The organism is Bradyrhizobium sp. NBAIM08, assembly GCF_020193935.1.
GTDB classification, from domain to species: Bacteria; Pseudomonadota; Alphaproteobacteria; order Rhizobiales; family Xanthobacteraceae; genus Bradyrhizobium; species Bradyrhizobium yuanmingense.
This window is the reverse complement of sequence record NZ_JADYVR010000008.1, coordinates 280,370-304,966: the sequence shown is the minus strand read 5'-3', so window position 1 is coordinate 304,966 and position 24,597 is coordinate 280,370. Positions and strand designations below refer to the sequence as shown.

The following is a 24,597-nucleotide window of genomic DNA, read 5'->3' as shown; positions in this document are numbered from 1 at the left end:
TAACCATGACGGAGATGTAACCCCGCCGGACAAGAAATTTGCTACAATTGCGGGCGTAAATCGCCGGCCAAGATGAAACTGAGCCTGAAGCGCCTGTTTGGGAGATCGATGACCGGGGGATTGGACCTGGCCGAAGCGCCCCCTCCGCCTTCGCCGCGATCCGCGGCGCGGAAGACGGCGCTCGTGTCTCTGGCGTTCCTGCTTGCGATCGTCGGCGTGGTCGCCGGCGGCTATTACTTCGCGATGCGTCCCGTGACGCTCAGAATCGCGGTCGGCCCCGCCAACAGCGACGACGTCAAAGTCGTGCAGGCCCTGACGCAAGGCTTTGCGCAGCACAAGAGCTACGTGCGGCTGCGCCCGATCCAGACCGACGGCGCAACCGCCAGCGCGAATGCGCTCGCCGAAGGCAAGGTCGATCTCGCCATCGTGCGCGGCGATCTCGACGTGCCGAAGAACGCGCAGGCTGTCGCGACCCTGCGCAAGAACGTCGTGGTGCTGTGGTCCGTGCCCGCCAAAGGAAAGAAGAAGGGCGCGAAGATCACCAAGATCGCGCAGCTCGCCGGCCATCGCGTCGGGGTCGTCGGCCGCACCCAGGCCAACGTCAATCTGCTCAAGGTGATCCTGCACCAATACGGCGTCGACCCGGCCAAGGTCGAGATCGTGCAATTTCCCGTCAATGAAGTTGCCGAGGCGATCAAGGCGCAGAAGGCCGACGTCTACCTCGCGGCAGGCCCGGTCAACAGCAAGATCACGGCGGACGCGATCTCGGCATCGGTCAGAGAGGGCGGCACGCCAACCTTCCTCGCCATCGATTCCGCCGATGCGATCGCGCAAAACCATCCAGTCTATGAAGCGGGCGAGATCCCCGCCGGCACCTACGGCGGCTCGCCCGACCGGCCCGAGGACGAGGTCAAGACCATCAGCTTCGCGCACCACATCGTAGCGCGCAAAGGCGTGTCCGAGGCCGACATCGCAGCGTTCACGCGCCAGCTCTTCGCCGTGCGCCAGCAACTGGTGACGGAATTCCCGCTGGCGGCGAAGATCGAGACGCCCGACACCGACAAGGATGCAGTGATCCCGGTGCATCCGGGTGCGGCCGCTTTCGTCGACGGCGAGGAGAAGACCTTCCTCGACAAATACAGCGATTACATCTGGTGGAGCCTGATGGCGCTCTCGGCCATGGGCTCGGTCGGCGCCTGGTTCGCCGGTTATCTGAAGAAGGACGAGCGCGACAACAACAATCACCAGCGCGAACGCCTGCTCGACATGATCGCCGCGGCACGCAAGTGCGAGACGACCGAAGAGCTGGACCAGATGCAGACCGAGGCCGACGAGATCCTGCGCGACACGCTGCGCTGCTTCGATCACGGAGCCATCGAGGAAGCCGCGCTCACCGCCTTCAACATCGCACTCGACCAATTCCACGCCGCCGTCGCCGACCGCAAGGCTGTGCTGTTCAGCCTGCCGCCGAACCTGCAACGTGCCAGCGCGCAGTTCCGGGCCGCCGGCAACGCGTGAGCGCCCGCGCGCGTTATTGCTGCGTCACATTGTCTCAATATAGCTCCCAACGTCATTCCGGGGCGATGCGAAGCATCGAACCCGGAATCCATTGCGCAGCATTCGCGGGGAGACATGGATTCCGGGTTCGCGCTACGCGCGCCCCGGAATGACGGACTCCATCGCAAGCCCCGGGGTCGGAGCCTCATGACCATCACATTCTCCCGCCGCCGCTTCCTCACCAGCAGCGCCGGTGCGCTCGGCACGCTGGCGATGCCGTATCTTTCGCGCGCGGCCGACCGGCCGGCAGTCACCCACGGCGTGCAAGCGGGCGACATCACCGTCGACGGCGGCGTGGTGTGGGCGCGCGCCGACTGTCCATCGCAGATGCTGGTCGAGGTCGCCACGAGCGAGTCCTTTAGGGACGCCCGGGCATTGCCGCCGATTGCGGCGCTGCCCGAGAGCGACTTCACCGCCAAGATGCTGGTCGAAAATCTACCCGCCGGCCAGGACATCTTCTACCGCGTCCGCTTCCGCGATCTCTCCCACAGCGCGATCGAGGGCGAGGCGGTGACCGGCCGCTTCCGCACCGCGCCGGCCGACCGCCGCGACGTCAGCTTCGTCTGGGGCGGCGACGTCGCAGGGCAGGGCTGGGGCATCAATTCCGACGACGGCGGCATGGTCACCTTCTCGACCATGCGCAAGCACCGGCCGGATTTCTTCCTGCACTCGGGCGACACGATCTATGCCGACGGTCCCATCCAATCCGAGGTGAAGCTCGCCGACGGCAAGATCTGGAAGAATCTGACCATCCCGGAGAAGGCCAAGGTCGCCGAGACGCTGGACGAGTTTCGCGCCGCGTACAAATACAATCTCACCGACGACAATCTCCGCGCCTTCAATGCCGAGGTGCCGGTCTTCGTGCAGTGGGACGACCACGAGGTCACCAACAACTGGTCGCTGTCGAAAGACTTGCCGGCCGCCTACAAGGTGCGCGACATCTCACTGCTCGCAGCCCGCGCGGGCCGGGCCTTCCACGAGATGTACCCGATGCGGGAGAGCATCACTGAACCCGGCCGCGTCTATCGCCAGATCTCCTACGGCCCGCATCTCGACGTATTCGTGCTCGACGAGCGCAGCTATCGCGCACCGAACGGCGCCAATCTCGAAACCGCCTATGGCCCCGCCAGCTATTTCCTCGGCCCGGAGCAGATCGCCTGGCTCAAGCGCGGCCTGCTGAATTCGCGCGCGACATGGAAGGTGATCGCATCGGACATGCCGATCAGCCTGATCGTCTCCGACACGCCGAAGGGCGGCTCGGAAGCCGTTGCGCAGGGCGACGGCCCGGTGCGTGGCCGCGAGTTCGAGATCGCCGACATCCTACGCTTCATCAAGATGGCGCCGATCAGCAACACGGTGTGGCTGACCGCGGACGTGCACTACGCCGCCGCGCATTATTACGATCCGAACAAGGCGCAATTTCAGGAGTTCGAGCCGTTCTGGGAGTTCGTCTCGGGCCCGCTGCACGCGGGCACGTTCGGCCCGAACGCGCTCGACAATACCTTTGGCCCCGAGGTGCGCTTCATCAAGGCGCCGGGCAAGGACAGCCAGAATCTGCCGCCGTCCGCGGGCATGCAGTTCTTTGGTCACGTCAAGATCGACGGCGCGTCCGGCCGGATGACGGTGACCCTGCGCGATCGCGCCGACGTCGCGCTGTGGTCGACCACGCTCGATCCGAAGCTTGCGTGACGGCCAATTCGAAGCCGGATGAACCCTCCGGCCGGCCCGGACGACAATTGCGAGCGCCAGCGCATTTTCGAGGGCGTGATGCCGTCCGAGCCATGTTCGAGTTGATACCGTGCCGTTCAGCCGCCCAACGATCGTTATCGCGCTGCTGCTGAGCGCAGCATCCCCCACATGCGCGCAGACCCAAGAGAAGGCTCAGGACAGAGCGACGCTGGTGCGCGAGGCCCTCGCTTCGCCTTACGGCAAGGCGCTGACCGCCGAGCTCGGCAAGTCACTGCGCGCAAGCGCCGACCCGGCATGTCTGACGGATAAGGGGTTGGCTGCCGACCAGCTCGAACCGCGCGGCCGCGATATCGTCATCAGATGGGGCACGCGCATGTTGGAAGGCGCATCGGCGTTCATCGACCGGCAGATCTCCGACAATCCATTTGCCGGCGCAGCCGAATTGGAAAGCCTGAAGAGCAATCCGGATGTGAAGCGCTATCTCGCGATGGAAGAGCCGATACGTCAGGCGAAGATCCTGGATTTGATCTTCGAGCATTTCGACCGCTACAACGTGATCGCCCGCGTGAAACTTGGAGGGGTCTATCCATTGCAGACAGGCAACGAAGCTCTGCTCCGTCTCAATCCGACCGATGCAACGGAAGAGCGGTTGGAGACGTTCGCCAGGAAAAGTCGCTCGAAGGCGCTGAAACGTTTCCTGCAATTGTCCGATCAAGAGGCGATTGCGCAGAGTGCGGCGATCAGGAAGGCCTCATCGCCGGCGCCGTTTCCGCACACCTTCTTCAAGGGCGTCGAGACCGACCTCGCCGAGCTCTGCATTCGCTCCGGCAAATAGGCGATCAGGTGTCCCGTGCCTGCAGCGCCGCCTCCAGCGCCTCGCTCGAGCACGGCTTCTGCAGCCGCGGCCGGCCCGCCAGTTCGGACGGAATGCGCGCCTCTGCGCCGTAGCCGGTGACGAACACGAACGGAACCTTTAGCGCGATCAGCCGCTCGGCGATCGCAAAGCTCGTCTCGCGGATCAGCTCGACATCGAGCAGCGCGAAATCGGGTGTCCGTTTGGCGATGGCGTTCAACGCCTGCGTCACCGAACCCGCGGTCCGCACGGCGGCCACACCAAATCCGAGCAGGCGATCCTCGAAATCGATCGCGATGATCGGATCGTCCTCGACGATCAGAACATCGGCCGGCCAGCCTGTTCCATTGCAGTTTGCGGGTGCCATGATCGCATCTTGGTTCGAGGTTTTCGGATCAGGACTGCCGCGACACGATGCCTGCGCGCAGCGCATCGGGGGGTTCCCGGAACGAAACTCACCACATCATCGTTCTCTGGTCTGTCCACTTGTGCACACAGGAAACGGATGGAACTCGCTAAGGTGGGAGGAAGGGTGGGAGTTCAGAATGGATGCGCGTATCGGCAAGATCACCGAGGTCGAGAGCCGGCCGGCCAACAATCTGCTGCGGCGTTTGAGTCAGGTCGACTACGGCCTCGTGGCGCCGCACGTGACCGTCGAGGACTCTGCAGCCGGGCACTTGCTCTACAATCCCGGCGATGACGTGCAGGTGGTCCACTTCCCCTGCGGCCCGTCGCTCGCGACTTTCCTCGTCCCCAACGAGGATGGCCGCGACGTCGAAACCATTCTGGTCGGCCGCGAAGGCGCGGTGGGCGGCATCGTCAGCGAGGGGTTTCTGCCGGCCTATACCCGGATCTGCGTCAAATTCGGCGGACCGTTTGCGCGCATTCACGTTGCCAAGCTGGAAGCGGCCAAGCTGCGCTCGGCGTCGCTGCGCAACGTCTTTGCCCGCTATGCCGATTGCATGCTGGCCCAGATCTTCCAGTCGACCGCCTGCAACGCGATCCATTCGATCGAGCAGCGCACCGCCAAATGGATCCTGGCGGCGATGGAGCGGACCGGCGACGAGACCAGTGTGCCGCTGACCCACGAACAGCTCGCGACTTTGCTCGGCGTTGGCCGCTCCTATGCCAGCCGCGTGCTTCAGTCGTTCAAGGCCGAAGGCGTGCTCGACACGCGGCGCGGCTCGATCCTCGTCCGCAACCGCGACGGCCTGAGGCTGCGCGCCTGCCTGTGCAACGATGCGGTGAAGATGCATTTCGAGGAGGTGCTGCGCGGGGTCTATCCGACCGAGGAGCGGGAGGCCGGGTAAGCGGTTCTTGCTTTCTTCCTTCTCCCCCTGTGGGAGAAGGTGGCGCGAAGCGCCGGATGAGGGGTTCTCTCCGCGCTCACACTTGCAAATGAGTATGCGGAGAGACACCCCTCACCCCAGTGAGCCTGTGTCTGCGAGCGGTGATGCCCTCTCCCACAAGGGGAGAGGGCGCAATCATGCGCATCGCGCTGTTTGAACGTAGCCGTGCTATACTGGCCCCGCATGAGCGGGGCTTTCCTTCACACTCTCTTCGACATTCTGGCCTGGCTGGCGGCGGCTGCCGCCGTCTATTGGCTGTCGCGACGGGGCTTGCAGTTTCCCTCGCAATCCTTCGCGCTGCCCTATATCGCCACGCTGGTGTTTGGCGCAGGCCTTGGCGCCTATCTGTTCGGCTCCGCCAATCTGTGGCTGTCCGGGCAAAGCGGCATTGCGCGCTCGGTCGAGGGCGGGCTGGCCGGCGGCATCGTGGGAATCGAGCTCTACAAATGGTCCGCAGGCGTCACGGTGCGAACCGGCGCGCGCTTCGCGCTGCCGCTGGCGCTCGGCATCGCGATCGGCCGGATCGGCTGTTACCTCGCGGGCCTCGACGATTTCACCTATGGCACGCCGACGGCGCTGCCCTTCGGCCATGATTTCGGCGACGGCGTTCGCCGCCATCCCGTGCAGCTCTACGAGAGCGCGGCCATGGCCCTGTTCGCGCTCGCCTATGTGGTGGCGGTCTTGAACCGGAACGCGTTCACGATCATCAATGGTTTCTACCTGGTGCTCGCCTATTACGGAATGCAGCGCTTCCTATGGGAATTCCTCAAGCCCTATGGCACGCTGGTCGGGCCCCTGACCCTGTTTCACCTACTGTCGCTGTCCGTCCTGCTCTACGCCGCATTCATGCTCGCGACGGCACCCCAAGCGAGACGCTTACAAAACGAGTCACTTGCATGAACGCGCCGCTGCGTAAGTCGCGCCCCTACATCTTCTGGGGCCAGACCCAATCTGTTTGCGAGACCTGCCTGAAGCTGGTTCCGACCAAGATCCAGATTCTCGGCAACGAGGTCTGGTACGAAAAGCGTTGCAGGGAGCACGGCGTGCAATCGACGTTGGTGTCGACCGATGCCGCCTATTGGCGGCTGTGCAAGGATTTCATCAAGCCGGGCGACCGGCCGCTGCAATTCCAGGAACGAACCCAATTCGGCTGCCCCTATGATTGCGGCCTCTGTCCCGACCACGAGCAGCATTCCTGCTTGGCGCTGATCGAGATCACCGAGCATTGCAACCTCACCTGCCCGGTCTGCTTTGCGGAGTCCTCGCCGGCACGAACCAAATTCACGCCGCTCGCGACGGTGGAGAAGATGCTCGACGCGCTGGTCGCGAGCGAGGGCGAGCCCGATCTCGTGCAGATTTCCGGTGGCGAGCCGACGCTGCATCCCGACTTCTTCGCGATCCTGGACGCCGTGCGCGCCCGGCCGATCCGCCACGTCATGATCAACACCAACGGCCTGCGCATCGCCCGCGAAAAGGATTTCGTGGCGCGGCTCGCCGAGAACAAGCGCGGGCTGGAAGTCTATCTCCAATTCGATTCGCTGCAGCGCGACGCGCTGATCAATCTGCGCGGCGCGGACTTGCGAAAAATCCGCCAGCAAGCGCTGGAGAATCTCGAGCATTACGGCATCTCGACCACGCTGGTCGCGACCATCAAGCGCGGCGTCAACGACTCCGAGATCGGCGACATCGTGCGCCACGCGCTGACCTGGACGTGCGTGCGCGGGGTGACATTGCAGCCGGTCCAGGATGCCGGCCGCAACGAGAGCTTCGACAAGAATACCGACCGCATCATGCTGTCGGAGATCCGCAAGCGCGTCGTTGAGACTGGCGTGTTCGGGGACAAGGACATGATCCCGCTGCCCTGCAACCCCGAGAGCATCTCGATCGGCTATGGCCTGCGCAACGGCGAGAAGGTGCTGCCGCTGACCTCGTTGATTCCGCAAGAGCAGCTGGTTGCGGTGATGCCAAACACGATCAGCCCGGAAAAGTATCCGATGCTGCGGGAAAAGTTCATCGACCTGTTCTCGCTCTCCTCAGGGCCCCTCAACACGTCCGAGCGCGTCTGCGAATTGTTGTGCTGCCTGCCGAGCTTTCAGGTGCCGGACGGCCTCACCTACGAAAACGTCTTCCGCGTCACCATCGTGCAGTTTCTCGACCGCTTCAATTTCTGCGTCGGCAACGTCAAGCGCAGCTGCATCCATTTCGTGACCGAGCAGGGGGCGATCATCCCGTTCGACACCTACAATCTGTTCTATCGGAATGGCGCCATCTCCCGGATTCGCGCCGGGCTCGAGGGGCAGACCTATCACGAGGCGAGGCAAACCGAGGAGGCACCACGATGAGCGACACGCCACCGCCGGTTCTACCACCCGCACCAACGCCCGACCCAGCTCGCAGCGGCTGCCTCACCGCCCTGATGGCGATCGCCGGGATCTTCATGCTGCTGCCGGGTGTCTGCGCGCTGCTGTTCGGCGGAGTGTCGATGTTCGAGGACGGCAAGATAGCTGGCGACATCGCGCCGTTCGTCCTTCTGGGACTGGTCGTGGGCATCGGCGGGGTCGCCATGATCTGGGCGGCCATCAAGGGGCGCAGGGTCCCCGCTCACCCCCCGACCCAGCCCTAAGCCCCGGGGATTCCCGGACAAAATTCAGTCAACCAACGGTCAAAGAACACATTGTTTTTTGGCCGTTTTTGCATATATTGCGCCGCAACGCGCAGGGCGCCCGGTCTGATATGGCCGGGCTTCCTTTTTGGGCGGAAAGCGCCCCGTTTCCAGTCTTCCAGCGTTGTTTCGAGAAGAGGTCCCGGTCCGACCGGCGAGATCGCGCTTAACCCATTGTTCGACCGCAAAGAAGCTCACTCATGAATCTTCGTAACGTCGCCATCATCGCCCACGTCGACCACGGCAAGACGACCCTGGTCGACAAACTCCTGCAGCAGTCCGGCACGTTCCGCGAGAACCAGAAGGTGACCGATCGCGCCATGGATTCCAACGATCTGGAGCGCGAACGGGGCATCACCATCCTGGCCAAGGCGGCGTCGGTGCAGTGGAAGGACACCCGCGTCAACATTGTCGACACCCCCGGCCACGCCGATTTCGGCGGCGAGGTCGAGCGCATCCTGAACATGGTGGACGGCGCCCTGGTGCTGGTCGACGCCGCCGAAGGCCCGCTGCCGCAGACCAAATTCGTGGTCTCCAAGGCGCTCAAGGTCGGCCTCAAGCCGATCGTCGTCATCAACAAGGTCGACCGCCCCGACGCGCGCCCGACCGAAGTCATCAACGAGGTGTTCGACCTGTTCGCGGCGCTCGATGCCAGCGAGGAGCAGCTCGATTTCCCGATCCTCTACGGGTCGGCCAAGCAGGGCTGGATGGCGGATAGCCCCGAAGGTCCGCAGGACAAGGGCATGGAGCCGCTGTTCGACCTGATCCTGCGCCACGTCGCCCCGCCGAAGGTCGAGGAAGGTCCGTTCCGCATGATCGGTACCATCCTCGAAGCCAACCCCTATCTCGGCCGCATCATCACCGGCCGCATCTCTTCCGGCACGCTGAAGCCGAACCAGCAGGTCAAGGTGCTGAACGCCGACGGCAAGCTGGTCGAGTCCGGGCGCATCACCAAGATCCTGGCATTCCGCGGCCTCGAGCGCACCCCGCTCGATGAAGCCGAAGCCGGCGACATCGTCGCGATCGCGGGCCTCACCAAGGGCACCGTCGCCGACACCTTCTGCGACCCGACCGTCGAGGTGCCGCTGCCGGCGCAGCCGATCGATCCGCCGACCGTGTCGATGTCGTTCATCGTCAACAACTCCCCGCTCGCCGGCACCGAAGGCGACAAGGTGACGAGCCGCATGATCCGCGACCGTCTCCTGCGCGAAGCCGAGGGCAACGTCGCGCTGCGCGTCGTCGAATCCGCCGACAAGGACGCGATGGAAGTGTCGGGCCGCGGCGAACTCCAGCTCGCGATCCTGATCGAGACCATGCGCCGCGAAGGCTTCGAGCTCTCGGTGTCGCGTCCGCGCGTCGTCTACCAGAAGGACGAAGCGACCGGCGCCACCATGGAGCCGATCGAGGAGGTCGTGATCGACGTCGACGAGGAGCATTCCGGCGTCGTCGTGCAGAAGATGAGCGAGCGCAAATCCGAGCTGATCGAGATGAAGCCCTCCGGCGGCAATCGTCAGCGCCTGGTGTTCTACGCGCCGACCCGCGGCCTGATCGGCTACCAGGGCGAATTGCTCACCGACACCCGCGGCACCGCGATCATGAACCGCCTGTTCCACGGCTATGCCCCTTACAAGGGCGAGATCCAGGGCCGCCGCAACGGCGTCCTGATCTCCAACGACCAGGGCGAAGCGGTGGCTTACGCCATGTTCAAGCTGGAGGATCGCGGCCCGATGATGATCGAGCCGGGCTGGAAGGTCTATCGCGGCATGATCGTCGGCGAGCACACCCGCGACAACGATCTCGAGATCAACGTGCTCAAGGGCAAGCAGCTCACCAACATCCGCACCACCTCGAAGGACGAGGCGGTGCGCCTGACCCCGCCGATCCGCATGACGCTGGAAAAGGCGCTCGCCTATATCGAGGACGACGAGCTGGTCGAGGTCACCCCGAAGTCGATCCGCCTGCGCAAGAAGCACCTCGACCCGAACGAGCGCAAGCGCGCGGAAAAGGCCAAGGAAGCGGTGGCGTAAGCGGGCGAATGGGGATTGGCGAGTAGCGAATAGGGCCGTTTGGCCACAGGCCCTAGTTCCGATACTCTATTCGCCATTCGCCACTCACTATTCGCTTTTTCATGTCCCTCCCCTCCTCCGTCGACGTCGCGATCATCGGCGCTGGTGCCGCCGGCCTCGGCGCGGCGCACGCGCTGGCGGGCCGTGGCCTCTCCGTCATCGTGCTGGAGGCACGTGACCGGCTCGGCGGCCGGGCCTGGACGGTGCAGGCCTCACCCGAGGTGACGTTCGACGTCGGCTGCGGCTGGCTGCATTCGGCCGACAAGAACTCTTTCGTGCCGATCGCGCGACAGCTCGGTTTCGAGCTCAACAAGGACCTGCCGCCCTGGCGCGAGCGGGCCTACGGCAATGCCTTTCCGGAAAGCGAGCGCGACGATTTCATGCGCGCAATGGACGCGTTCTATGAGCGTCTGTGGGAAGCGGCGCAAACAGGTAAGGACGAGGCCGCGAGCTCGCATTTGGAGCCCGGTAATCGCTGGAATCCGATGATCGACGCGATCTCGACCTATATCAACGGGTGCGAGCTGAAGGATATGTCGACGCTGGACTGGGACGCCTATGAGGACACCAACTTCAATTGGCGCGTCCGCCGCGGCTATGGCGCGCTGATTGCGGCCTATGGTGCGCCCTGCCCGGTGGCGCTGAATTGCAATGTCGCGCTGATCGATCATTCGGACAAACGCGTCCACATCGAGACGTCGCGGGGCGCGCTGACCGCGGACAAGGCGATCGTCACCGTGCCGACCAATCTCATCGCGGAAGAAGCCATCCGCTTCTCGCCGCCGCTCCCCGCAAAGGTGAACGCAGCGGCGGGCCTGCCGCTCGGCGTCGACGATAAGGTGACGCTGGCCCTCGATGACGCCGAGACCTTTCCGACAGAAGGCAATCTACGCGGCGCCACCATGCGCACGGAGATGGGCACCTATCACATCCGCCCGTTCGGCCAGCCCTGCATCGAGGGCTTTTTCGGCGGCAGCTTTTCCCGCGCGCTGGAAGATGCCGGCGACGGTGCCATCGCCGCCCAAGCCATCAGCGAGATCGCGGGTTTTCTCGGCAACGATATCCGCCGCAAGCTGAAGCCGCTGTATGAATCGCGTTGGGCCCGCGATCCCTTTGCGCGGGGGTCGTATTCGCATGCGCTGCCCGGCCATGCCGGCGACCGTGCCGTGCTGGCTGCGCCGGTGGATGCACGTCTGTTCTTCGCGGGCGAGGCGACGTCGCCGACCTTCTTCACGACCGCGCATGGTGCACGGGACAGCGGCGAGCGGGCGGCGAAGGAAGTGCTGGCGGCTCTGGGCAAGCCTTAGCTGCAAGCTCCGTCATTGCGGGCTACTCGATCACTCGCGCTCGCAAATCCGCATCTGGCACGAAGCAGGGGTCATACTTTCCGAAGATGCGATAGCGGTTGCGCGCGACGAGGCTGTAGACCGCATCCCGCAGCGGCTTCGGCAACACGAATAATGCGCGCACCCAGCGCCAGCCTGGGAGTTGCGACAGCACCGTCAGCACAGCATCCGACTTCATGAACACCTCGCCGCCGTGGACAACCGCGTTGGTGTCGGGATCATCGGGGTCGATGCCGAACGTGCGCGCGAGCCGGGCGCCATAATCCGACTGGATCGGCGTGAACCGAAACTGCCTCGCCGTGTCGCGCTTGGCGACGAAGCGGACCCAGCGTGAGCAGAAGATGCAGACGCCGTCGAACAGAATGACGTCGTCCTCAGGCCATTTGGGCATCAGACTCTCTTTTTGACGCGTTTTCTTCACGCGAACCGGAATCCACTTCGCTCGAAAACGCTATCGGTTATCCAGCATCAGGAGCGCGACGACCATCAAGACGATCGCCGGCCCGGTCTTCACCAGCGCGCCAAGCGGCTCGATCCAGAGGTCGGGCGTCAGGATCGCCGCGCCCAGCATATAGCCGAGCGAAGCGAAAATACCCGCGACCAAGCCGATCGCAGCCGTTCGGCGGAAGGCGATCAAGACACCGATGCTCATGTCCATCAGGCTGGTGCCGATGGTGATGGGATCAACCAGCGCGGGCGGAAAGTTGTGCGCGGTCAAAATGCCGGCGGCGGCACCGTAGGACACGAACAAGGCGATGAAACCGGAGACGACCCAGAACGCGACCAGGCTTGCGAAAATCAGCGCCTTGACCAGGAACAGGCGCGCGAACCATTTGTCCTGGATGCTGGCAGGATGGCGTCCGATCGCCTCAGCCAGATGCTTCGGCGCGATACCCGTCGCGGCGCTCCACGCTGACGGATCGCCAGTCACGCCGCGACGCAGCTCGGCAATGGCGGTCGAGCGCATCGGCGGCGTCCAGCCGAGATAGCAGGCGACATCGCCGAGTTTCACGCCGAGATCGAGCAGGAAGCGGGGCATCGCGATGCGCGGCCAGCCGTCCGTGCCGAACGCATGGCGAAACGGCTTGATGACGCCGGCCATGGTGATCGGTTCGGCCTGCATCAGGTCCCAGCTCACCGCCCTCAACGAGGCATCGTCGATGTCGCGCGCGGCGAGCCAGGCGATGGTCGCCGTAATATCCTCGATCGCCACGGGCTGAAATGGCGTTGCCATGTCCTTGGCCGGCAAATCGATCGGAAAGGCTGCAAGCGCGCGGAGCATGGCGCTACCGCCATAGGCTGACGGTGCGACCACGAAGCCGGGCCGCAGGATGGCATGAGGAATGCCGCTAGCCCCGATCAGGCGCTCGGCCTCGCGTTTGGTCGTAGCGAAGGCGGTGCGGTCCGCCTCCGCGGAGCCGGGGATCGAGATGTGCACCAGCCGGATTGCGCGGCCGCTGCCGCCGATCGCCCGAAGCAGTCGCGCGACGAAATCGCGATGCACCGCGCTCGTGTTGCTGCCGGGGCCATCCTGGAGCACGCCGAGACAGTTCACGACGACGTCTACCGCGTGCTCGCTGAGGAGACGCGTCAGCGCGGCCGTGTCGAGGATGAGGATCGGCAGCTCGATGTCCAGCGCGCTCATCCTCTGCGCCGGCGACAGGCTCCGCGCCACGCCGACGACGCGAAAGCCCCGCGTGCGCAGATCGTCGGTGACGAAGCGGCCGATCAGGCCGGAGGCGCCGAGCACCAAAACGGTTCGCTCACTCATCGCTTCTCTCAAAACGGTTTCGCGATCATCAGCCACAGGATGGCCATCGTCGCGCCGAAGCCGGGGAAGCCGAACGCGAACCAGCGGCGGAATAGCACGAAATAGCGCTGTGGGAGCGCACTGCGCTGCGCAGCAGCCTTGCGCGCGAGGTCGCGCATCTCGATCTGCATGAACACGACCGGCACCCAGAACAAGCCGGCAATCGCGTAGAGCGCGAGTGAGGCCAGCAGCCAGCGCTCCGTGATCGAGGTCGCCGACAGCATCATCAGCACGCCGCCGCTGACCGGCTGGAGGATCACGGCCGACAGCGTGAAGATCGCATCCGCGATGACCACGACCGAAGCGGTGCGGGCGATGAACTCCGGGTCCTGCGTGCGATGCGCCATCAGCATGAAGAAGGCGATGCCGGTCCCGGTGCCGAGAATGACGATGGCTCCGAGGACGTGTACAAATTTGACCAGGAAATACAGCGTCATGGCTTCTTGGTCGCCACAGGCTTGGGCGGGTTCAGCGCCCGCGCGAGCTCGCCGCTGGCGGCTTTGACGCCGGCTTCGGTTTCGATCATCCAATGGCCTTCGCTGCCGACGGCCGCCAGCGGGCGAAACTCAGCCTTGCCGCCCGTGCCGCGAAACGCATCGACGAGTTTCTGCGAGAATGCCGGCGCGAAATAGCTGTCATTGGGCGCAACGAGCCAGGTGACGGGAATGCGCGCGGTCTTGCCGAATTCCGCTGCGGCGGCGAGCAGGGTGTGCGGCGCGCAGATTCGGTTCGGTTCATCATTGGCATGGCCGCCGCGTCCCGGTGCAAACACGGTGATGGCGGAGATCACCTTCGGATCGGCACCGGCGAGCGCCAGCGCACCCCATCCGCCGGCGGAATGGCCGATCACGATCGCGCCATCCTTGCGGATGAAATCCTGCTGTTGCAGCTGGACCAGCGCCAGTTTGATTGCGTCGGCCGTTGCGCGGCCCGAGCGCGTGTAGTCGGGCTCGCCGCAGCCGCCCTGATCCTCGAGGTAGCGGCCGCCGGTGGCACCATGGCCTGGCCGCTCCGGCACCAGCACGGCAAAGCCGCGCGCGACGAGATAGCCGGCGAGCGGGCGGTATTCCGGCTGCGGCATTTGCACCCGACGTAGCGTGTTCTGCGTCGAGGCGTGTGCGATCACCGCGAGCCGGAACGGACCTGGGCCCGAGGGGCGAAACAGCAGGGCATGCGCAGCAAGATCGGTATCCGGCGTTGGCACGCGCCATTCCTGCCGACGAAACGGTTCGCCCTCCTCTCCCGATGGACCGAACCTGACCTCTGCGCACAGAGGCGGCGCGGTCAGCAAGGCCAGCAGAGGCAGGAGCGCGATGGTATTGAGGAGCCGCATGAATTGCCGAGGGCGAACAAGAACAGCGACAGGCACACTAGTAGGAACGAATCACAATGAGCGGACTTTCTGCGGTGCCCATTGCCGTTCTTTCGTTGCCGCAAGCAACAGGAGTTTTGCACCGACGGCACGCACGCAGGTGCCCTCGGAGTTGCCGTCCTGTCTTTTTTCGGCACAACTCGGTTGAAATACTGATGCAGAAAGTCCACAGGTTAACCGATAATTAACGATAGGTCTTGCCGCCGGCGCGGCGACTTGGTTTGATCGCGTCCATGAGCACAACCCTGATCGAGGTCCGGCCGGCCAAAGCCGCAGATGCAACTGCGGTGGCGTCGACCCATGACGAAGCCTGGCGTTCGGCCTATCAGGGCATCATTCCCGGCGCCGAGCTGGAGAAGCTGATCAACCGCCGCGGTCCGCAGTGGTGGGACAGCGCGATCCGCAAGGGCAGCCGTGTCAGCGTGCTGGTGTTCGGTGACAAGATCGCCGGCTATGCCAATTACGGCCGCAACCGGGCCCGCAGCCTGCATTTCGACGGCGAGATCTACGAGCTTTATCTGCGGCCCGAGTTTCAGGGCCTCGGCTTCGGCCGCCGCCTGTTTGCCGCCGCCCGCCGCGACCTGATGCAGAGCGGGCTGAAGAGCATGGTGGTGTGGGCGCTCTCGGACAACGATCCCGCTACCGAGTTCTACCGCGCCCTGGGTGGTCGCATGGTGGCGCGCTCGTCGGAGCGTTTCGGACCGAAGGCGCTCGACAAGGTTGCCTTCGCTTGGACCAATTGAGCTGCTGAAACCCTAGCCGGGCAGCGTTCCCATCCGTCGATACCGCAGGCCGCTTGCGCCGGTGATCGCCGGATTCATTATTTCACAAAAACGCGATGGATCAGCGGGCCAAGCCCGCGTATGACAGCGCCAAAATCGCTGCCGGGCGCGATTTATCCTCGGCAACAACGGAGCCTTGAATGCGTATCGATGCGGTCTCGATCGGAAAGAACGTCCCCCACGACGTCAATGTCATCATCGAGGTCCCCGTGGGCGGCGAACCGATCAAGTACGAGATGGACAAGGAGGCCGGCACGCTGGTGGTCGACCGCTTCCTCTACACGCCGATGCGTTACCCCGGCAATTACGGCTTCATCCCGCATACGCTGTCGGATGACGGTGACCCCTGCGACGTGCTGATCATCAACACCCGCGCTATCATCCCCGGCGCCGTCATGAGCGTGCGCCCGGTTGGGGTGCTGTTCATGGAGGACGAAGCCGGCGGCGACGAGAAGATCCTGGCGGTGCCGTCGTCCAAGCTGACGCAGCGCTACGACAAGGTGAAGTCGTATTCCGATTTGCCTGACATCACGCTGCAGCAGATCCAGCACTTCTTCGAGCACTACAAGGATCTCGAAAAGGGCAAGTGGGTGAAGATCCTGCGCTGGGGCGGCCCGGAGGAAGCGCACCAGCTGATCCAAGAAGGCATCGAGCGCGAGAAGAAGAAGAAGGGCTGATCCGCACGGTCATTCCGGGGCGCGTCAGAGCGAACCCGGAATCCAGAGGTCGGGGCGCGAGATTCCGGGTTTGGCTCTGCGAGCCGCCTCGGAATGACGCTCAACTACACCGCCGGCTTCGGCAGGCCGGCGATCGCGCAGGCCGCGCGGAGCGTGTTCACCAACAGGCACGCCACCGTCATCTGGCCGACACCGCCCGGCACCGGCGTGATCGCGCCGGCAACGGCAAGCGCTTCCTGATAGGCGACATCGCCGACGAGGCGCGTCTTGCCGTCCTCCTTCGGGATGCGATTGATGCCCACATCGATCACGGTCGCACCCGGCTTCAGCCAGTCGCCGCGCACCATCTCTGGCCGGCCCACCGCCGCATAGACAAGATCCGCTTTCTTCACGAGGCCAGGCAGGTCGCGCGAGCGCGAATGCGCGATCGTCACCGTGGCGTTCTCGTTCAGCAGCAACTGCACGAGCGGGCGGCCGACCAGGTTGGAGCGGCCGATGACGATGGCGTTCATGCCTTCGAGCGAGGCGTGCACGCTTTTGGTCAGGATGATGCAGCCGAGCGGCGTGCAGGGCGACAGCGCCTCGAAGCCGCCGGCGAGCCGGCCGGCATTGTTCGGATGCAGCCCGTCGACATCCTTGGCGGGGTCGATGGCGTTGATGACGGCCTCGGTGTTCAGCCCCTTCGGCAACGGTAATTGCACGAGAATGCCGTGCACGGCGGGATCCCGGTTGAGCTTTGCGACCAGCGCCAGCAGATCTGCCTGGGAGACGTCGGCCGGCAGCTTGTGCTCGAACGAGGCCATGCCCGCGGCCTGGGTCTGGGTGTGTTTTGAACGGACATAGACTTCGCTGGCGGGGTCGTTGCCGACCAGGACCACTGCAAGGCCTGGCACCAGATTGTGCTCGCGCTTGACGCGGGCGACCTCCTCGGCGACGCGGCCACGGAGTTCCGCCGCAATGACTTTTCCATCGATGATATCAGCGGTCATGTCCGTTCTCTCAATCTGTCGGTTTGGCCGATGTGAGCTGGCGCAGGGTTTCGCCGAGACGCGCCGGATCGCCGTCGACCGCGATCTGCTTCAGCCGCGACGTGGCTCCGGATAGCAGCTTTACATTGCTCTTGGGCACGCCGAGCGATTTCGCCAGCAGCGCCAGCACGGCCTTGTTGGCCTCGCCGCCATCGGCAATGGCGCGCACCCGCACCTTGAGCACGCTGCGGCCATCCGAAAGCTGCTCGATCCCGTCGATGTCGTCGCGGCCGCCGCGCGGCGTCACCCGCAGCGCGATGCTGATTCCTGCGGCCGAGTAGCGCCAAGGGTCCTTAGGGCAAGGCTCCTGACAACAAGGCTCCTTGTTGGCAACCAAGGCGCTCCCGCCCGCTTAGACCACGTTCGGGTAGATGTAGTACAGGATCACCCGCTCGATGAACATGATGATCAGGATCAGGATGATCGGCGAGATGTCGAGACCGCCGAGGCTGGGCAGGAAATTGCGAATCGGCGCCAGCAGAGGCTCGGTGATCCGGTAGAGGAACTCCGCCACCGCCGACACGAACTGGTTACGGGTGTTCACCACGTTGAAGGCGATCAGCCAGGACAGGATCGCGGAGGCGATCAGCAGCCAGACGTAGAGGTCGAGCACGATGATGACGATGTCGAGAACGGCACGCATGGCTTATGAGGCCTCTGGCTTTTGGAAACTCTGGCTCGGTCGGGATTGACGCCCCGTTTGCTAGATATCGGTTCCGTCAGGCCCAAACAAGGGAAGTCGGCACCCTGAGAGCTAAAACCGGGTTACGCCCGTCCTTGACTTGACCTTGGCGGGGACTTAAATGGCGCCCGGTTGTCGGCCGCGTTCACCAGAGCGGCCAGCAAAGGGGCCATAGCTCAGCTGGGAGAGCGCGTCGTTCGCAATGACGAGGTCGGCGGTTCGATCCCGCCTGGCTCCACCAGCCTTCGCTCGCTTCGCGAGCTACGGCTAGGCAAGCCAGCCGTGCTCTCTCGTAGCGAAGTGAGCGAAGGCTGTCCCGCCATAGCCCGAAGGGCGACGGCGGACCCTCTCCGTGAACTCCCCCTACCTCCCCGTAAACCTTGGCGGCCGCTTCTCCATGAAGCTCGCCACGCCCTCCCTGAAATCACTCCCGTTCAGCGCCACCATCATCTCCCTGTTGGCCTCGATCGTCGCCTCGGCCAGCGTCTGGAACGGCACCTCGTAGAGCTGGCGCTTGATCACGGCCATCGCGCTCGGCGAGACGAAATCGGCGAGATCGCGCGCGTAAGTATACGTCTCTTCACGCAGCTTCTCCGGCGGACAGAGCCGGTTGACCAGCCCGATCCGCAGTGCCTCCTCGCTCGACACGCGCCGCGCCGAGAGCAGCAGATCCAGCGCATTGGCGTGGCCGACGATGCGCGGCAGCATCCAGCTGATGCCGTGCTCGGCGATCAGGCCGCGCCGCGCGAAGGCGGTGGTGAACACGGTGTTGTCGGCGGCAAAGCGAAGGTCGCAATAGAGTGCATGCACCAGTCCAATGCCTGCCGTCGCGCCGTTCAGCATGGCGATCACAGGCTTCTTGATGGAAGGATAATAGCCGTACCGCGTCTGCCAGTCCGGCCGGCGATTCATGTCGAACGGCGGCAGGTTCGAGGCGCGCCTGACGTCGTTGGGATCGAGGCCCTTCAGCGCATCCATGTCGGCGCCGGCGCAGAAGGCGCGGCCCGCGCCGGTGAGGACGATGACGCGGACATTGTCGTCGGCGCTCGATGCCTCCATCGCGTTGCGCACGTCGCGCTCCATGACCGGCGTCCATGCATTCATGCGATCGGGGCGGTTGAGCGTGATGGTCGCGATCTTGTCGCTCACCTCATAGAGAATGTGTTCGTAGGCCATGACGCTCTCCCTTGTTTGCCGGCACGCGTTCGCACGCGCTCGTTAGAAGCGAGCCTAGCATACCCCGGGATGGGAGAAGGACTTGCGCCAAGGACTTGCGCGAAGCCGCGATCACTCGGCGGCTTGCGCCAGCATCGGCCGGCGCTCCAACCAGCCGTCGAGGAAATGATCGAGCCAGGCGCGTTCGGCGACATCGTAGACGGCGCGATCCGCGAAATGATGATGCCGCTGCCGTGCACCGGGCGCGCTGAATCCGTCATAGCCGCGCGTGGTCCAGCGGCACATCATCGCATAGGTCACATCGGGGTGGAACTGCACGCCGAAAGCATTGCCCGTGCGGAACGCCTGCACCGGGAAATCATCGCCTTCGGCGAGCAAGTCGGCGCCTTCAGGCAGCTCAAAGCCCTCGCGATGCCAGTGATAGACCTGCGCCGGCCAGTGCGGGCAGAGCGCGCGGCCGGCGGCGGTCGGCCTGATCGGGTAGTACCCGATCTGCGTCAGCGCCTGCGCATGCGGCGCGACACGGGCCCCGAGCTGCATCGCCAGCATCTGCGCCCCTAAGCAGATGCCGAGCAACGGGCGCTGCTCGCGGAGCGGAATTTCGATCCAGTCGATCTCACGGCGAATGTAGTCGTCGGAATCATTGGCGCTCATCGGCCCGCCGAAGATCACGGCCCCGGCATGCTGATCGAGCGTCTCGGGCAGGGGATCGCCGAAGCGAGGACGGCGGATGTCGAGGCGGTGGCCGAGCGCGCGCAACGCATTGCCGACGCGGCCGGGTGTCGAGCATTCCTGATGCAGGACGATCAGAACCGGCAGCCGGGTTTCAGCGGCGGCGACGCTCGCCGCCCTCTGTGGGAAGGCGACCACCTCTGCGCCACCAAACCTGTCCGTCCGGAACGACATGGCCTCTGCGAGTGCTATCGGTTCAGACCGCCAGCATAGCTAAGCGATGGTTAACATCGTGTGAGTTTGCGCACACACGCGCACGTCTGGAAGCAAGCTCCGGGCCACTACGGACGCGGGCGGCGGCGTTCAGCGCCGCTGCCGCTGGAACCGGCTAGTGGCCGCCAGGATGAAGCCGCGTGGGAAGAAGCGCAGCGCGAACGGCACAATCTTGTTGCCGAGGCCGGGCAGCACTGCCCGTTTGTTGGCCATCAGAGCGCGATACGCCTCCCGCGCAACTTCGGCGGCAGAGACGTTGAGCATGGCCGTATCGTGTTGCGAGCCAACGCCGGCGCGGGCCTGGAATTCCGTGGGGACCGGGCCCGGGCAAAGCACGGTGACACGGACGCCGCGGGGAGCGAGCTCCGCCCGCAATGCTTCGGTGAAGGAAATCACATAGGCCTTGGATGCGTAGTACACGGCCATGCCGGGGCCGGGCAGGAAGCCTGCAACCGAGCCGACATTGAGAAGACCGCCCTTGTTCCGGATGAGCTGATCGGCGAAGCGCAGCGACAGATCCGTCAGGGCGCGGACGTTGACATCGACGATACCGAGCTGCGCGACGCGATCGCGCTCGATGGCATCGCCGAATACGCCGAAGCCGGCATTGTTGACGAGATGATCGAGCTCGACGCCTTCGGCGGCAAGTGCCGCGGCGATCCTCTCACCGGCATGCGGGTCCTCGAGATCGCAGGCGATCACGATCGGCTTCTTGCCACCCTTGGCGGCGATCTCGTTCGCGAGCGCTTCGAGCCGATCCACCCGTCTCGCCGTCAATGCGAGGCGATGTCCATTGGCGGCAAACACACGCGCCAGCTCCATCCCGATGCCCGCCGAGGCACCGGTGATCAACGTTACCCGCTCAGTCACGATCGAAGTCTCTTGAATCGAAGTCTGTGGTCCCGGCAATACCAGAACGAGAGCATAAGCCGTGCGCGCCAGGCAAGCGGCGCTGGCAGCATGGCTGCTTGTGAGAGCGACAGTGGAAGCAGGAAAGACCGGTATTTGCAGTCGAATCAGCAGAAGCGGGGGACCGCCGGGCTTATATTAAAGTTTCGTCATGTGGCTCGCAGGCCAGGCAATCCGCCGGGGACCGGTCCGACGGCGCGATCCTTGACCTGGCCACCGGCACGCTCCGCAATGGCGTGCTTCAGCTCGATCCGGTCACGCTGGGAGATGCCGAGCAGGTCGGACGCGCGCCAGACCACATTGTCCTCGAACTCGCTGACCTCTCCGTCGGCATAGACCAGCTCCCACATCATCTGCACGATCCGCTTGCGACCCGCTTCGTCGAGCGAGCGCATGATGACGCTGGTGAAGTGATAGAGGTCGACGGCCTCGCCTTCGACCTGGGTGGCGTCGGCGATGAGACGGTCAGCGGTGCCGCGGTCGAGCCCGAAATGGCTTTCGATCAGGCTGTGCAGCTTGCGCTGCTCGGCCGCGCTCGGCTGGCCGTCCAGCGAGACCACATGGACCAGCAGCGCGGTCGCGGCCAGCCGGTAATCGCTGTCGCCAAATGCGCGGTCCTGGGCTTGGGGACCGACAATGTCGGCGATGAATTGGCGCAAGCCGTCGAGCATAGGTCCTACCGAGATTGATGACGCCGCAAGGAGCGCGGCCGTTACCAGCATTATATGAGCAAGAAACCCAACCGGCGCAACGTGCGTCAGTTCCGCGCGCGTATTACGTTTCGGCAATCTGTTCACGGTCATTCCGGGGCGATGCGCCAGCATCGAACCCGGAATGACGAATGATGCCTCACGGTATCTCGTACACCACCATCTTGTCGGCGATGCCGCGCAGCGCGGCCTGCTTCTGGATCGGCTTGATCGCGCGCTGCTCGAGCACCTCGGCGACTGCGGGAGCGTCCAGCACCGGGCCGGTGATGTGGATCTCCTGCGCGGTCGACAGGCTCTGCACGCGGGCGGCGATGTTGACGGTCTGGCCGAAATAATCCTGCCGCTCGTTGAGCATGACCGCGAGGCAGGGGCCTTCGTGGATCCCGATCTTGAGAATGAGGTCGTTGGCGCCGCGCTGCTTGTTCAATTCGTCCATCGCCGCGCGCATGCGCAGTCCCGCGGTGATGGCGTGCTCGGGCCTGACGAAGGTCGCCATCACGGCATCGCCGATCGTCTTCACGACCGCACCCTTCTCGGCGGCGATGATCTCCAGCAGCGCGCGAAAATGCGCCCGCACGAGGTCGAAGGCATTGAGGTCGCCGACCCGCTCATACAGCGCCGTCGAACCCTTCAGGTCGGTGAACAGGAACGTCAGGGACGTGATCTTCAGTCGCTGGTCGACATTGAGGTTGTCGGCCTTGAAGACGTCGCGGAACGTCTGGTTGGACAGCATGCGCTTGGCGGTCAGGATCGGCTTGCGCTTGCCGATCATCTCGTGCAACGCGTGGTCGGCAATCCAGACCGAGGGCAATACGCGACTGTCCGATTGGTTCTCGAGCATGAGACGCAACGGTCCGGGGCGCATCACGGTGGTCCCCGTCGGCGCCTCCAGCTTGTTGAACATGATCGACAGCTGCTGACGCTCGCTGGTCGGCTCACCCTGAACGTCCAGGAAATGGGCGGAATGGGTGACCGGCTCGAACACGATGATGAACTGGCTCGGCAGATTGAGTGAGAGGATCGCCTTCTCGCCGGCGGGCAATTCGAGGGCTTCGAGCGTTACCTGGTTGATCAGGCGGGAAAAGGATTCGTCGTTGATGTCGACGCCTGAGCTCCAGAACATCTGCCGCACATACTCCCAGATCGGCAACGTGTCGGGATCATGAGCACCGATGCGGCGGACCCGCGGGCTGACGGTGAAGGCCACTTCGACCATCTCGTCGACGGAGGCCTCGTATCCGGCGGCGCAGAGCGCGCAATTGTAGTCGTCGTGCTTCAACGACTTCAGTGTGGCGTGCGCGCCCAGCACGCCTCCGCAGCCGGGACACAGCACGTTCCAGCTCATGTCGAACAGGCCGAGCCGCGAGGCGTGCAGGAAGCCGGAAATGACCTTCTCCTGGTCGAGCCCGGTCCGGTCGGCAAAATCCAGCGCATTGATCCGGTTGAGATCGCGATCATGACCGTTGGCGATCAGCTGCGCGATGGCCTCCACCACAACGGAATCGGCGGTCTGCTTCAGAACGGAGAACTGGGCCTGGATGTCGCTCATGGCGGAACTCTATGTAGGCTGGGTCACGCCAGCGGCCAGACGCGAGCCTGTCACCGACGCGTGATGCGGAACAGGGGTGAATGGTCCGGCTGGGTGGTGACGACGCCGAGCGGGATCACGGGGGTCGCGGGGTCGGCAAGCTCGATTCGATACGCTCCGATCAGCCGCGCCAGCGCCAGCACGGATTCGGCTTGGGCAAACGGTGCGCCGATGCAGACGCGCGGACCTGCGCCGAACGGCAGGTAGGCAAAACGGTCCGGCGCCTCCTGCGACATGAACCGTTTTGGAATGAAAGCGTTCGGCTGATCCCACAGCTTCTCGTGCCGGTGCAAGAGCCAGGGCGCGATCATGATGATGTCGCCCTTGCCGATCTCGACGCCCGCCGCATTGTCCCTATCGCGCGCGGCACGCGCGACCAGGAAGGCCGGCGGATAGAGCCGCATGGTTTCGTCGATCACCGCGCGGGTGAATTTCTGGCGATCGATGTCGGCCATGCTGTCGAGATGCTCGCCGCGGGTCTCGGACGCCACCTCCTCCTGCGTATCGGGATCGAGCGCGAGCAGGTAGAGCGCCCAGAACAGCGCCGTCGCCGTGGTCTCATGACCGGCGAGGATCATGGTCGCGACCTCGTCGACCAGCTGCTCGTCGGAGAAGCCCTGGCCCGTCTCGGGATCGCGTGCCTCGTCCATGAGATCGAACAAATCGCGCGGCGGCGCACCGTCCTTCTTGCCCGCCTTACGCCGCTCGGCGATCAGCATGGCCACGAACTCGGTCCAGCGCTTGCGGAAACGGGCGCGGGCAAAATCCATCGGGCTCGGCCAGGACACCGGCAGCACCATGTCGAGGAAGTACGGACGCCCCAACCGCGCGGCATATTCCATGATGAAGTTGCGCAGGGTTGCGCCGTGCTGGTCCATGCCGAACGAGAACATCGTGCGACCGGCGATCTCGAGCGTCATGCGCTGCATGATCGCGCGCAGGTCGACCGGCTCACCGGTTTGCGCGTCCAGCTTGGCGATGGTTTCGTCGAGCACGGCCGTCATGTGCGGAACGAGGTTTGCGGTCGCGCGCGGCGTGAAGGCCGGCGCCAGCGTGCGGCGCTGAAACGTCCAGGAATGACCTTCCGCGATCAGAAGGCCGTCGCCGAGAACGGGGCGCAGCATGCGGATGCCGGCCGGCGTGCGCGTGTAGTTCTCGTAATTGCTGAGCAGCACGTGCCGGATCGCGTCCGGCTGGTTCAGGATGAAGCTATTGCGGAAGAAGAAGCGGCCAGAAATGACCTCTTCCTCGTAGGCGCGTTGACCCCAGGTCGCGATCATATTCTGCCTGATGACCGCGAGCCGGCCGAAGAACGACATATCGTCGGGCGCTCGCGGAGGAGCCGGAGGGGTGATGGGCCGACGCACGCTGGCGATATTCATGGCTCTCTCCCGCA

The 24,597-nt window shown here is 64.4% G+C and carries 25 protein-coding genes and 1 tRNA gene; 12 read left to right on the top strand and 14 right to left on the bottom strand.

Annotated elements, in window-relative coordinates:
• Positions 1–72 precede the first annotated feature (72 nt).
• The 3 genes from I6F37_RS26875 (at position 73) to I6F37_RS26865 (ending at position 4,081) form a co-directional block, all read left to right on the top strand.
• The gene (locus I6F37_RS26875) at positions 73–1,518 is read left to right on the top strand and encodes a TAXI family TRAP transporter solute-binding subunit (RefSeq protein WP_225153161.1); all 1,446 of its coding nucleotides are present in this window, start codon (positions 73–75) and stop codon (positions 1,516–1,518) included.
• 186 nt (positions 1,519–1,704) lie between these two features.
• The gene (locus I6F37_RS26870; protein WP_225153159.1) at positions 1,705–3,246 is read left to right on the top strand and encodes an alkaline phosphatase; all 1,542 of its coding nucleotides are present in this window, start codon (positions 1,705–1,707) and stop codon (positions 3,244–3,246) included.
• Between the two features lie 211 nt (positions 3,247–3,457).
• The gene (locus tag I6F37_RS26865) at positions 3,458–4,081 is read left to right on the top strand and encodes a hypothetical protein (protein ID WP_225148239.1); all 624 of its coding nucleotides are present in this window, start codon (positions 3,458–3,460) and stop codon (positions 4,079–4,081) included.
• A 4-nt stretch (positions 4,082–4,085) separates the two neighbouring features.
• Here I6F37_RS26865 and I6F37_RS26860 read toward each other — a convergent pair whose 3' ends face one another.
• The gene (locus I6F37_RS26860; RefSeq protein ID WP_225153157.1) at positions 4,086–4,466 is read right to left on the bottom strand and encodes a response regulator; all 381 of its coding nucleotides are present in this window, start codon (positions 4,464–4,466) and stop codon (positions 4,086–4,088) included.
• 178 nt (positions 4,467–4,644) lie between these two features.
• On the opposite strand from I6F37_RS26860, the gene I6F37_RS26855 reads away from it, so the two are divergent.
• From I6F37_RS26855 to I6F37_RS26830, 6 genes are all read left to right on the top strand, one after another.
• Entirely contained in the window at positions 4,645–5,409 is a 765-nt protein-coding gene (locus I6F37_RS26855) for a Crp/Fnr family transcriptional regulator (RefSeq protein WP_036002835.1), read from the top strand.
• A 222-nt stretch (positions 5,410–5,631) separates the two neighbouring features.
• Positions 5,632–6,348, top strand: coding sequence for a prolipoprotein diacylglyceryl transferase family protein (locus tag I6F37_RS26850; protein ID WP_036002838.1), 717 nt, complete (start codon positions 5,632–5,634; stop codon positions 6,346–6,348).
• On the top strand, positions 6,345–7,790 hold the full coding sequence (locus tag I6F37_RS26845; protein WP_036002841.1) for a radical SAM protein: 1,446 nt from the start codon (positions 6,345–6,347) through the stop codon (positions 7,788–7,790). The genes I6F37_RS26850 and I6F37_RS26845 overlap by 4 nt, the downstream gene beginning before the upstream one ends.
• The gene (locus tag I6F37_RS26840) at positions 7,787–8,071 is read left to right on the top strand and encodes a hypothetical protein (protein ID WP_036002844.1); all 285 of its coding nucleotides are present in this window, start codon (positions 7,787–7,789) and stop codon (positions 8,069–8,071) included. Before I6F37_RS26845 ends, I6F37_RS26840 begins: the two co-directional genes overlap by 4 nt.
• A gap of 239 nt (positions 8,072–8,310) precedes the next feature.
• Complete coding sequence (gene typA / locus I6F37_RS26835; RefSeq protein ID WP_036002847.1) at positions 8,311–10,137, top strand: translational GTPase TypA; 1,827 nt, start codon at positions 8,311–8,313, stop codon at positions 10,135–10,137.
• A gap of 101 nt (positions 10,138–10,238) precedes the next feature.
• The gene (locus tag I6F37_RS26830) at positions 10,239–11,483 is read left to right on the top strand and encodes an NAD(P)/FAD-dependent oxidoreductase (protein WP_036002850.1); all 1,245 of its coding nucleotides are present in this window, start codon (positions 10,239–10,241) and stop codon (positions 11,481–11,483) included.
• A gap of 22 nt (positions 11,484–11,505) precedes the next feature.
• On the opposite strand, the gene I6F37_RS26825 is transcribed toward I6F37_RS26830, so the two are convergent.
• From I6F37_RS26825 to I6F37_RS26810, 4 genes are read right to left on the bottom strand one after another with little or no spacing between them, the layout of a single operon-like run.
• On the bottom strand, positions 11,506–11,913 hold the full coding sequence (locus I6F37_RS26825; RefSeq protein WP_036002852.1) for a thiol-disulfide oxidoreductase DCC family protein: 408 nt from the start codon (positions 11,911–11,913) through the stop codon (positions 11,506–11,508).
• 60 nt (positions 11,914–11,973) lie between these two features.
• Positions 11,974–13,293 carry an SDR family oxidoreductase gene (locus I6F37_RS26820; RefSeq protein WP_036002855.1) on the bottom strand — a complete coding sequence of 440 codons (1,320 nt, stop codon included), beginning with the start codon at positions 13,291–13,293 and terminating at the stop codon, positions 11,974–11,976.
• An 8-nt stretch (positions 13,294–13,301) separates the two neighbouring features.
• Positions 13,302–13,769, bottom strand: a complete 468-nt coding sequence (locus tag I6F37_RS26815; protein WP_036002858.1) for a DUF2269 domain-containing protein — start codon at positions 13,767–13,769, stop codon at positions 13,302–13,304.
• A complete protein-coding gene (locus tag I6F37_RS26810) occupies positions 13,766–14,665 on the bottom strand; it encodes a S9 family peptidase (RefSeq protein WP_036002862.1) in 900 nt (299 codons plus the stop codon). The genes I6F37_RS26815 and I6F37_RS26810 overlap by 4 nt, the downstream gene beginning before the upstream one ends.
• A 272-nt stretch (positions 14,666–14,937) precedes the next feature.
• Between I6F37_RS26810 and I6F37_RS26805 the strand changes: the two genes are divergently transcribed.
• Together I6F37_RS26805 and ppa are read left to right on the top strand one after the other, a co-directional pair.
• Complete coding sequence (locus tag I6F37_RS26805) at positions 14,938–15,447, top strand: GNAT family N-acetyltransferase (protein ID WP_024338772.1); 510 nt, start codon at positions 14,938–14,940, stop codon at positions 15,445–15,447.
• A gap of 179 nt (positions 15,448–15,626) precedes the next feature.
• Complete coding sequence (gene ppa / locus I6F37_RS26800) at positions 15,627–16,163, top strand: inorganic diphosphatase (protein ID WP_036002867.1); 537 nt, start codon at positions 15,627–15,629, stop codon at positions 16,161–16,163.
• Positions 16,164–16,267: 104 nt separating this feature from the next.
• Here ppa and folD read toward each other — a convergent pair whose 3' ends face one another.
• From folD to I6F37_RS26785, 3 genes are read right to left on the bottom strand one after another with little or no spacing between them, the layout of a single operon-like run.
• Positions 16,268–17,152 carry a bifunctional methylenetetrahydrofolate dehydrogenase/methenyltetrahydrofolate cyclohydrolase FolD gene (gene folD / locus I6F37_RS26795; RefSeq protein WP_036002869.1) on the bottom strand — a complete coding sequence of 295 codons (885 nt, stop codon included), beginning with the start codon at positions 17,150–17,152 and terminating at the stop codon, positions 16,268–16,270.
• Between the two features lie 10 nt (positions 17,153–17,162).
• Entirely contained in the window at positions 17,163–17,528 is a 366-nt protein-coding gene (locus I6F37_RS26790; RefSeq protein WP_051056859.1) for a DUF167 domain-containing protein, read from the bottom strand.
• 15 nt (positions 17,529–17,543) lie between these two features.
• Positions 17,544–17,834, bottom strand: coding sequence for a YggT family protein (locus I6F37_RS26785; RefSeq protein WP_036002872.1), 291 nt, complete (start codon positions 17,832–17,834; stop codon positions 17,544–17,546).
• Positions 17,835–18,038: 204 nt separating this feature from the next.
• On the opposite strand from I6F37_RS26785, the gene I6F37_RS26780 reads away from it, so the two are divergent.
• A tRNA-Ala gene (locus tag I6F37_RS26780) sits at positions 18,039–18,114 on the top strand.
• 122 nt (positions 18,115–18,236) lie between these two features.
• Here the strand turns inward: I6F37_RS26780 and I6F37_RS26775 are convergent.
• From I6F37_RS26775 to I6F37_RS26750, 6 genes are all read right to left on the bottom strand, one after another.
• The gene (locus tag I6F37_RS26775) at positions 18,237–19,049 is read right to left on the bottom strand and encodes an enoyl-CoA hydratase (RefSeq protein ID WP_036002884.1); all 813 of its coding nucleotides are present in this window, start codon (positions 19,047–19,049) and stop codon (positions 18,237–18,239) included.
• A gap of 111 nt (positions 19,050–19,160) precedes the next feature.
• Positions 19,161–19,955: a glutamine amidotransferase gene (locus I6F37_RS26770; protein WP_036024207.1), complete on the bottom strand. Its 795-nt coding sequence runs from the start codon at positions 19,953–19,955 to the stop codon at positions 19,161–19,163.
• 129 nt (positions 19,956–20,084) lie between these two features.
• Complete coding sequence (locus I6F37_RS26765; protein WP_225153155.1) at positions 20,085–20,864, bottom strand: SDR family oxidoreductase; 780 nt, start codon at positions 20,862–20,864, stop codon at positions 20,085–20,087.
• Between the two features lie 188 nt (positions 20,865–21,052).
• Complete coding sequence (locus I6F37_RS26760) at positions 21,053–21,574, bottom strand: TerB family tellurite resistance protein (RefSeq protein ID WP_036002890.1); 522 nt, start codon at positions 21,572–21,574, stop codon at positions 21,053–21,055.
• A 178-nt stretch (positions 21,575–21,752) separates the two neighbouring features.
• A complete protein-coding gene (locus I6F37_RS26755; RefSeq protein WP_036002893.1) occupies positions 21,753–23,162 on the bottom strand; it encodes an adenylate/guanylate cyclase domain-containing protein in 1,410 nt (469 codons plus the stop codon).
• A gap of 50 nt (positions 23,163–23,212) precedes the next feature.
• The gene (locus I6F37_RS26750; RefSeq protein WP_036002897.1) at positions 23,213–24,583 is read right to left on the bottom strand and encodes a cytochrome P450; all 1,371 of its coding nucleotides are present in this window, start codon (positions 24,581–24,583) and stop codon (positions 23,213–23,215) included.
• Between the last annotated feature and the right edge of the window lie 14 nt (positions 24,584–24,597).

Bases quoted from the DNA above. Each gene is read 5' to 3' on its own strand.
- I6F37_RS26875 (WP_225153161.1), top strand. From the start codon at position 73: ATGAAACTGAGCCTGAAGCGCCTGTTTGGGAGATCGATGACCGGGGGA.
- I6F37_RS26870 (WP_225153159.1), top strand. From the start codon at position 1,705: ATGACCATCACATTCTCCCGCCGCCGCTTCCTCACCAGCAGCGCCGGT.
- I6F37_RS26860 (WP_225153157.1), bottom strand. From the start codon at position 4,466: ATGGCACCCGCAAACTGCAATGGAACAGGCTGGCCGGCCGATGTTCTG.
- I6F37_RS26855 (WP_036002835.1), top strand. From the start codon at position 4,645: ATGGATGCGCGTATCGGCAAGATCACCGAGGTCGAGAGCCGGCCGGCC.
- I6F37_RS26850 (WP_036002838.1), top strand. From the start codon at position 5,632: ATGAGCGGGGCTTTCCTTCACACTCTCTTCGACATTCTGGCCTGGCTG.
- I6F37_RS26845 (WP_036002841.1), top strand. From the start codon at position 6,345: ATGAACGCGCCGCTGCGTAAGTCGCGCCCCTACATCTTCTGGGGCCAG.
- I6F37_RS26840 (WP_036002844.1), top strand. From the start codon at position 7,787: ATGAGCGACACGCCACCGCCGGTTCTACCACCCGCACCAACGCCCGAC.
- typA (WP_036002847.1), top strand. From the start codon at position 8,311: ATGAATCTTCGTAACGTCGCCATCATCGCCCACGTCGACCACGGCAAG.
- I6F37_RS26830 (WP_036002850.1), top strand. From the start codon at position 10,239: ATGTCCCTCCCCTCCTCCGTCGACGTCGCGATCATCGGCGCTGGTGCC.
- I6F37_RS26825 (WP_036002852.1), bottom strand. From the start codon at position 11,913: ATGCCCAAATGGCCTGAGGACGACGTCATTCTGTTCGACGGCGTCTGC.
- I6F37_RS26820 (WP_036002855.1), bottom strand. From the start codon at position 13,293: ATGAGTGAGCGAACCGTTTTGGTGCTCGGCGCCTCCGGCCTGATCGGC.
- I6F37_RS26815 (WP_036002858.1), bottom strand. From the start codon at position 13,769: ATGACGCTGTATTTCCTGGTCAAATTTGTACACGTCCTCGGAGCCATC.
- I6F37_RS26810 (WP_036002862.1), bottom strand. From the start codon at position 14,665: ATGCGGCTCCTCAATACCATCGCGCTCCTGCCTCTGCTGGCCTTGCTG.
- I6F37_RS26805 (WP_024338772.1), top strand. From the start codon at position 14,938: ATGAGCACAACCCTGATCGAGGTCCGGCCGGCCAAAGCCGCAGATGCA.
- ppa (WP_036002867.1), top strand. From the start codon at position 15,627: ATGCGTATCGATGCGGTCTCGATCGGAAAGAACGTCCCCCACGACGTC.
- folD (WP_036002869.1), bottom strand. From the start codon at position 17,152: ATGACCGCTGATATCATCGATGGAAAAGTCATTGCGGCGGAACTCCGT.
- I6F37_RS26785 (WP_036002872.1), bottom strand. From the start codon at position 17,834: ATGCGTGCCGTTCTCGACATCGTCATCATCGTGCTCGACCTCTACGTC.
- I6F37_RS26775 (WP_036002884.1), bottom strand. From the start codon at position 19,049: ATGGCCTACGAACACATTCTCTATGAGGTGAGCGACAAGATCGCGACC.
- I6F37_RS26770 (WP_036024207.1), bottom strand. From the start codon at position 19,955: ATGTCGTTCCGGACGGACAGGTTTGGTGGCGCAGAGGTGGTCGCCTTC.
- I6F37_RS26760 (WP_036002890.1), bottom strand. From the start codon at position 21,574: ATGCTCGACGGCTTGCGCCAATTCATCGCCGACATTGTCGGTCCCCAA.
- I6F37_RS26755 (WP_036002893.1), bottom strand. From the start codon at position 23,162: ATGAGCGACATCCAGGCCCAGTTCTCCGTTCTGAAGCAGACCGCCGAT.
- I6F37_RS26750 (WP_036002897.1), bottom strand. From the start codon at position 24,583: ATGAATATCGCCAGCGTGCGTCGGCCCATCACCCCTCCGGCTCCTCCG.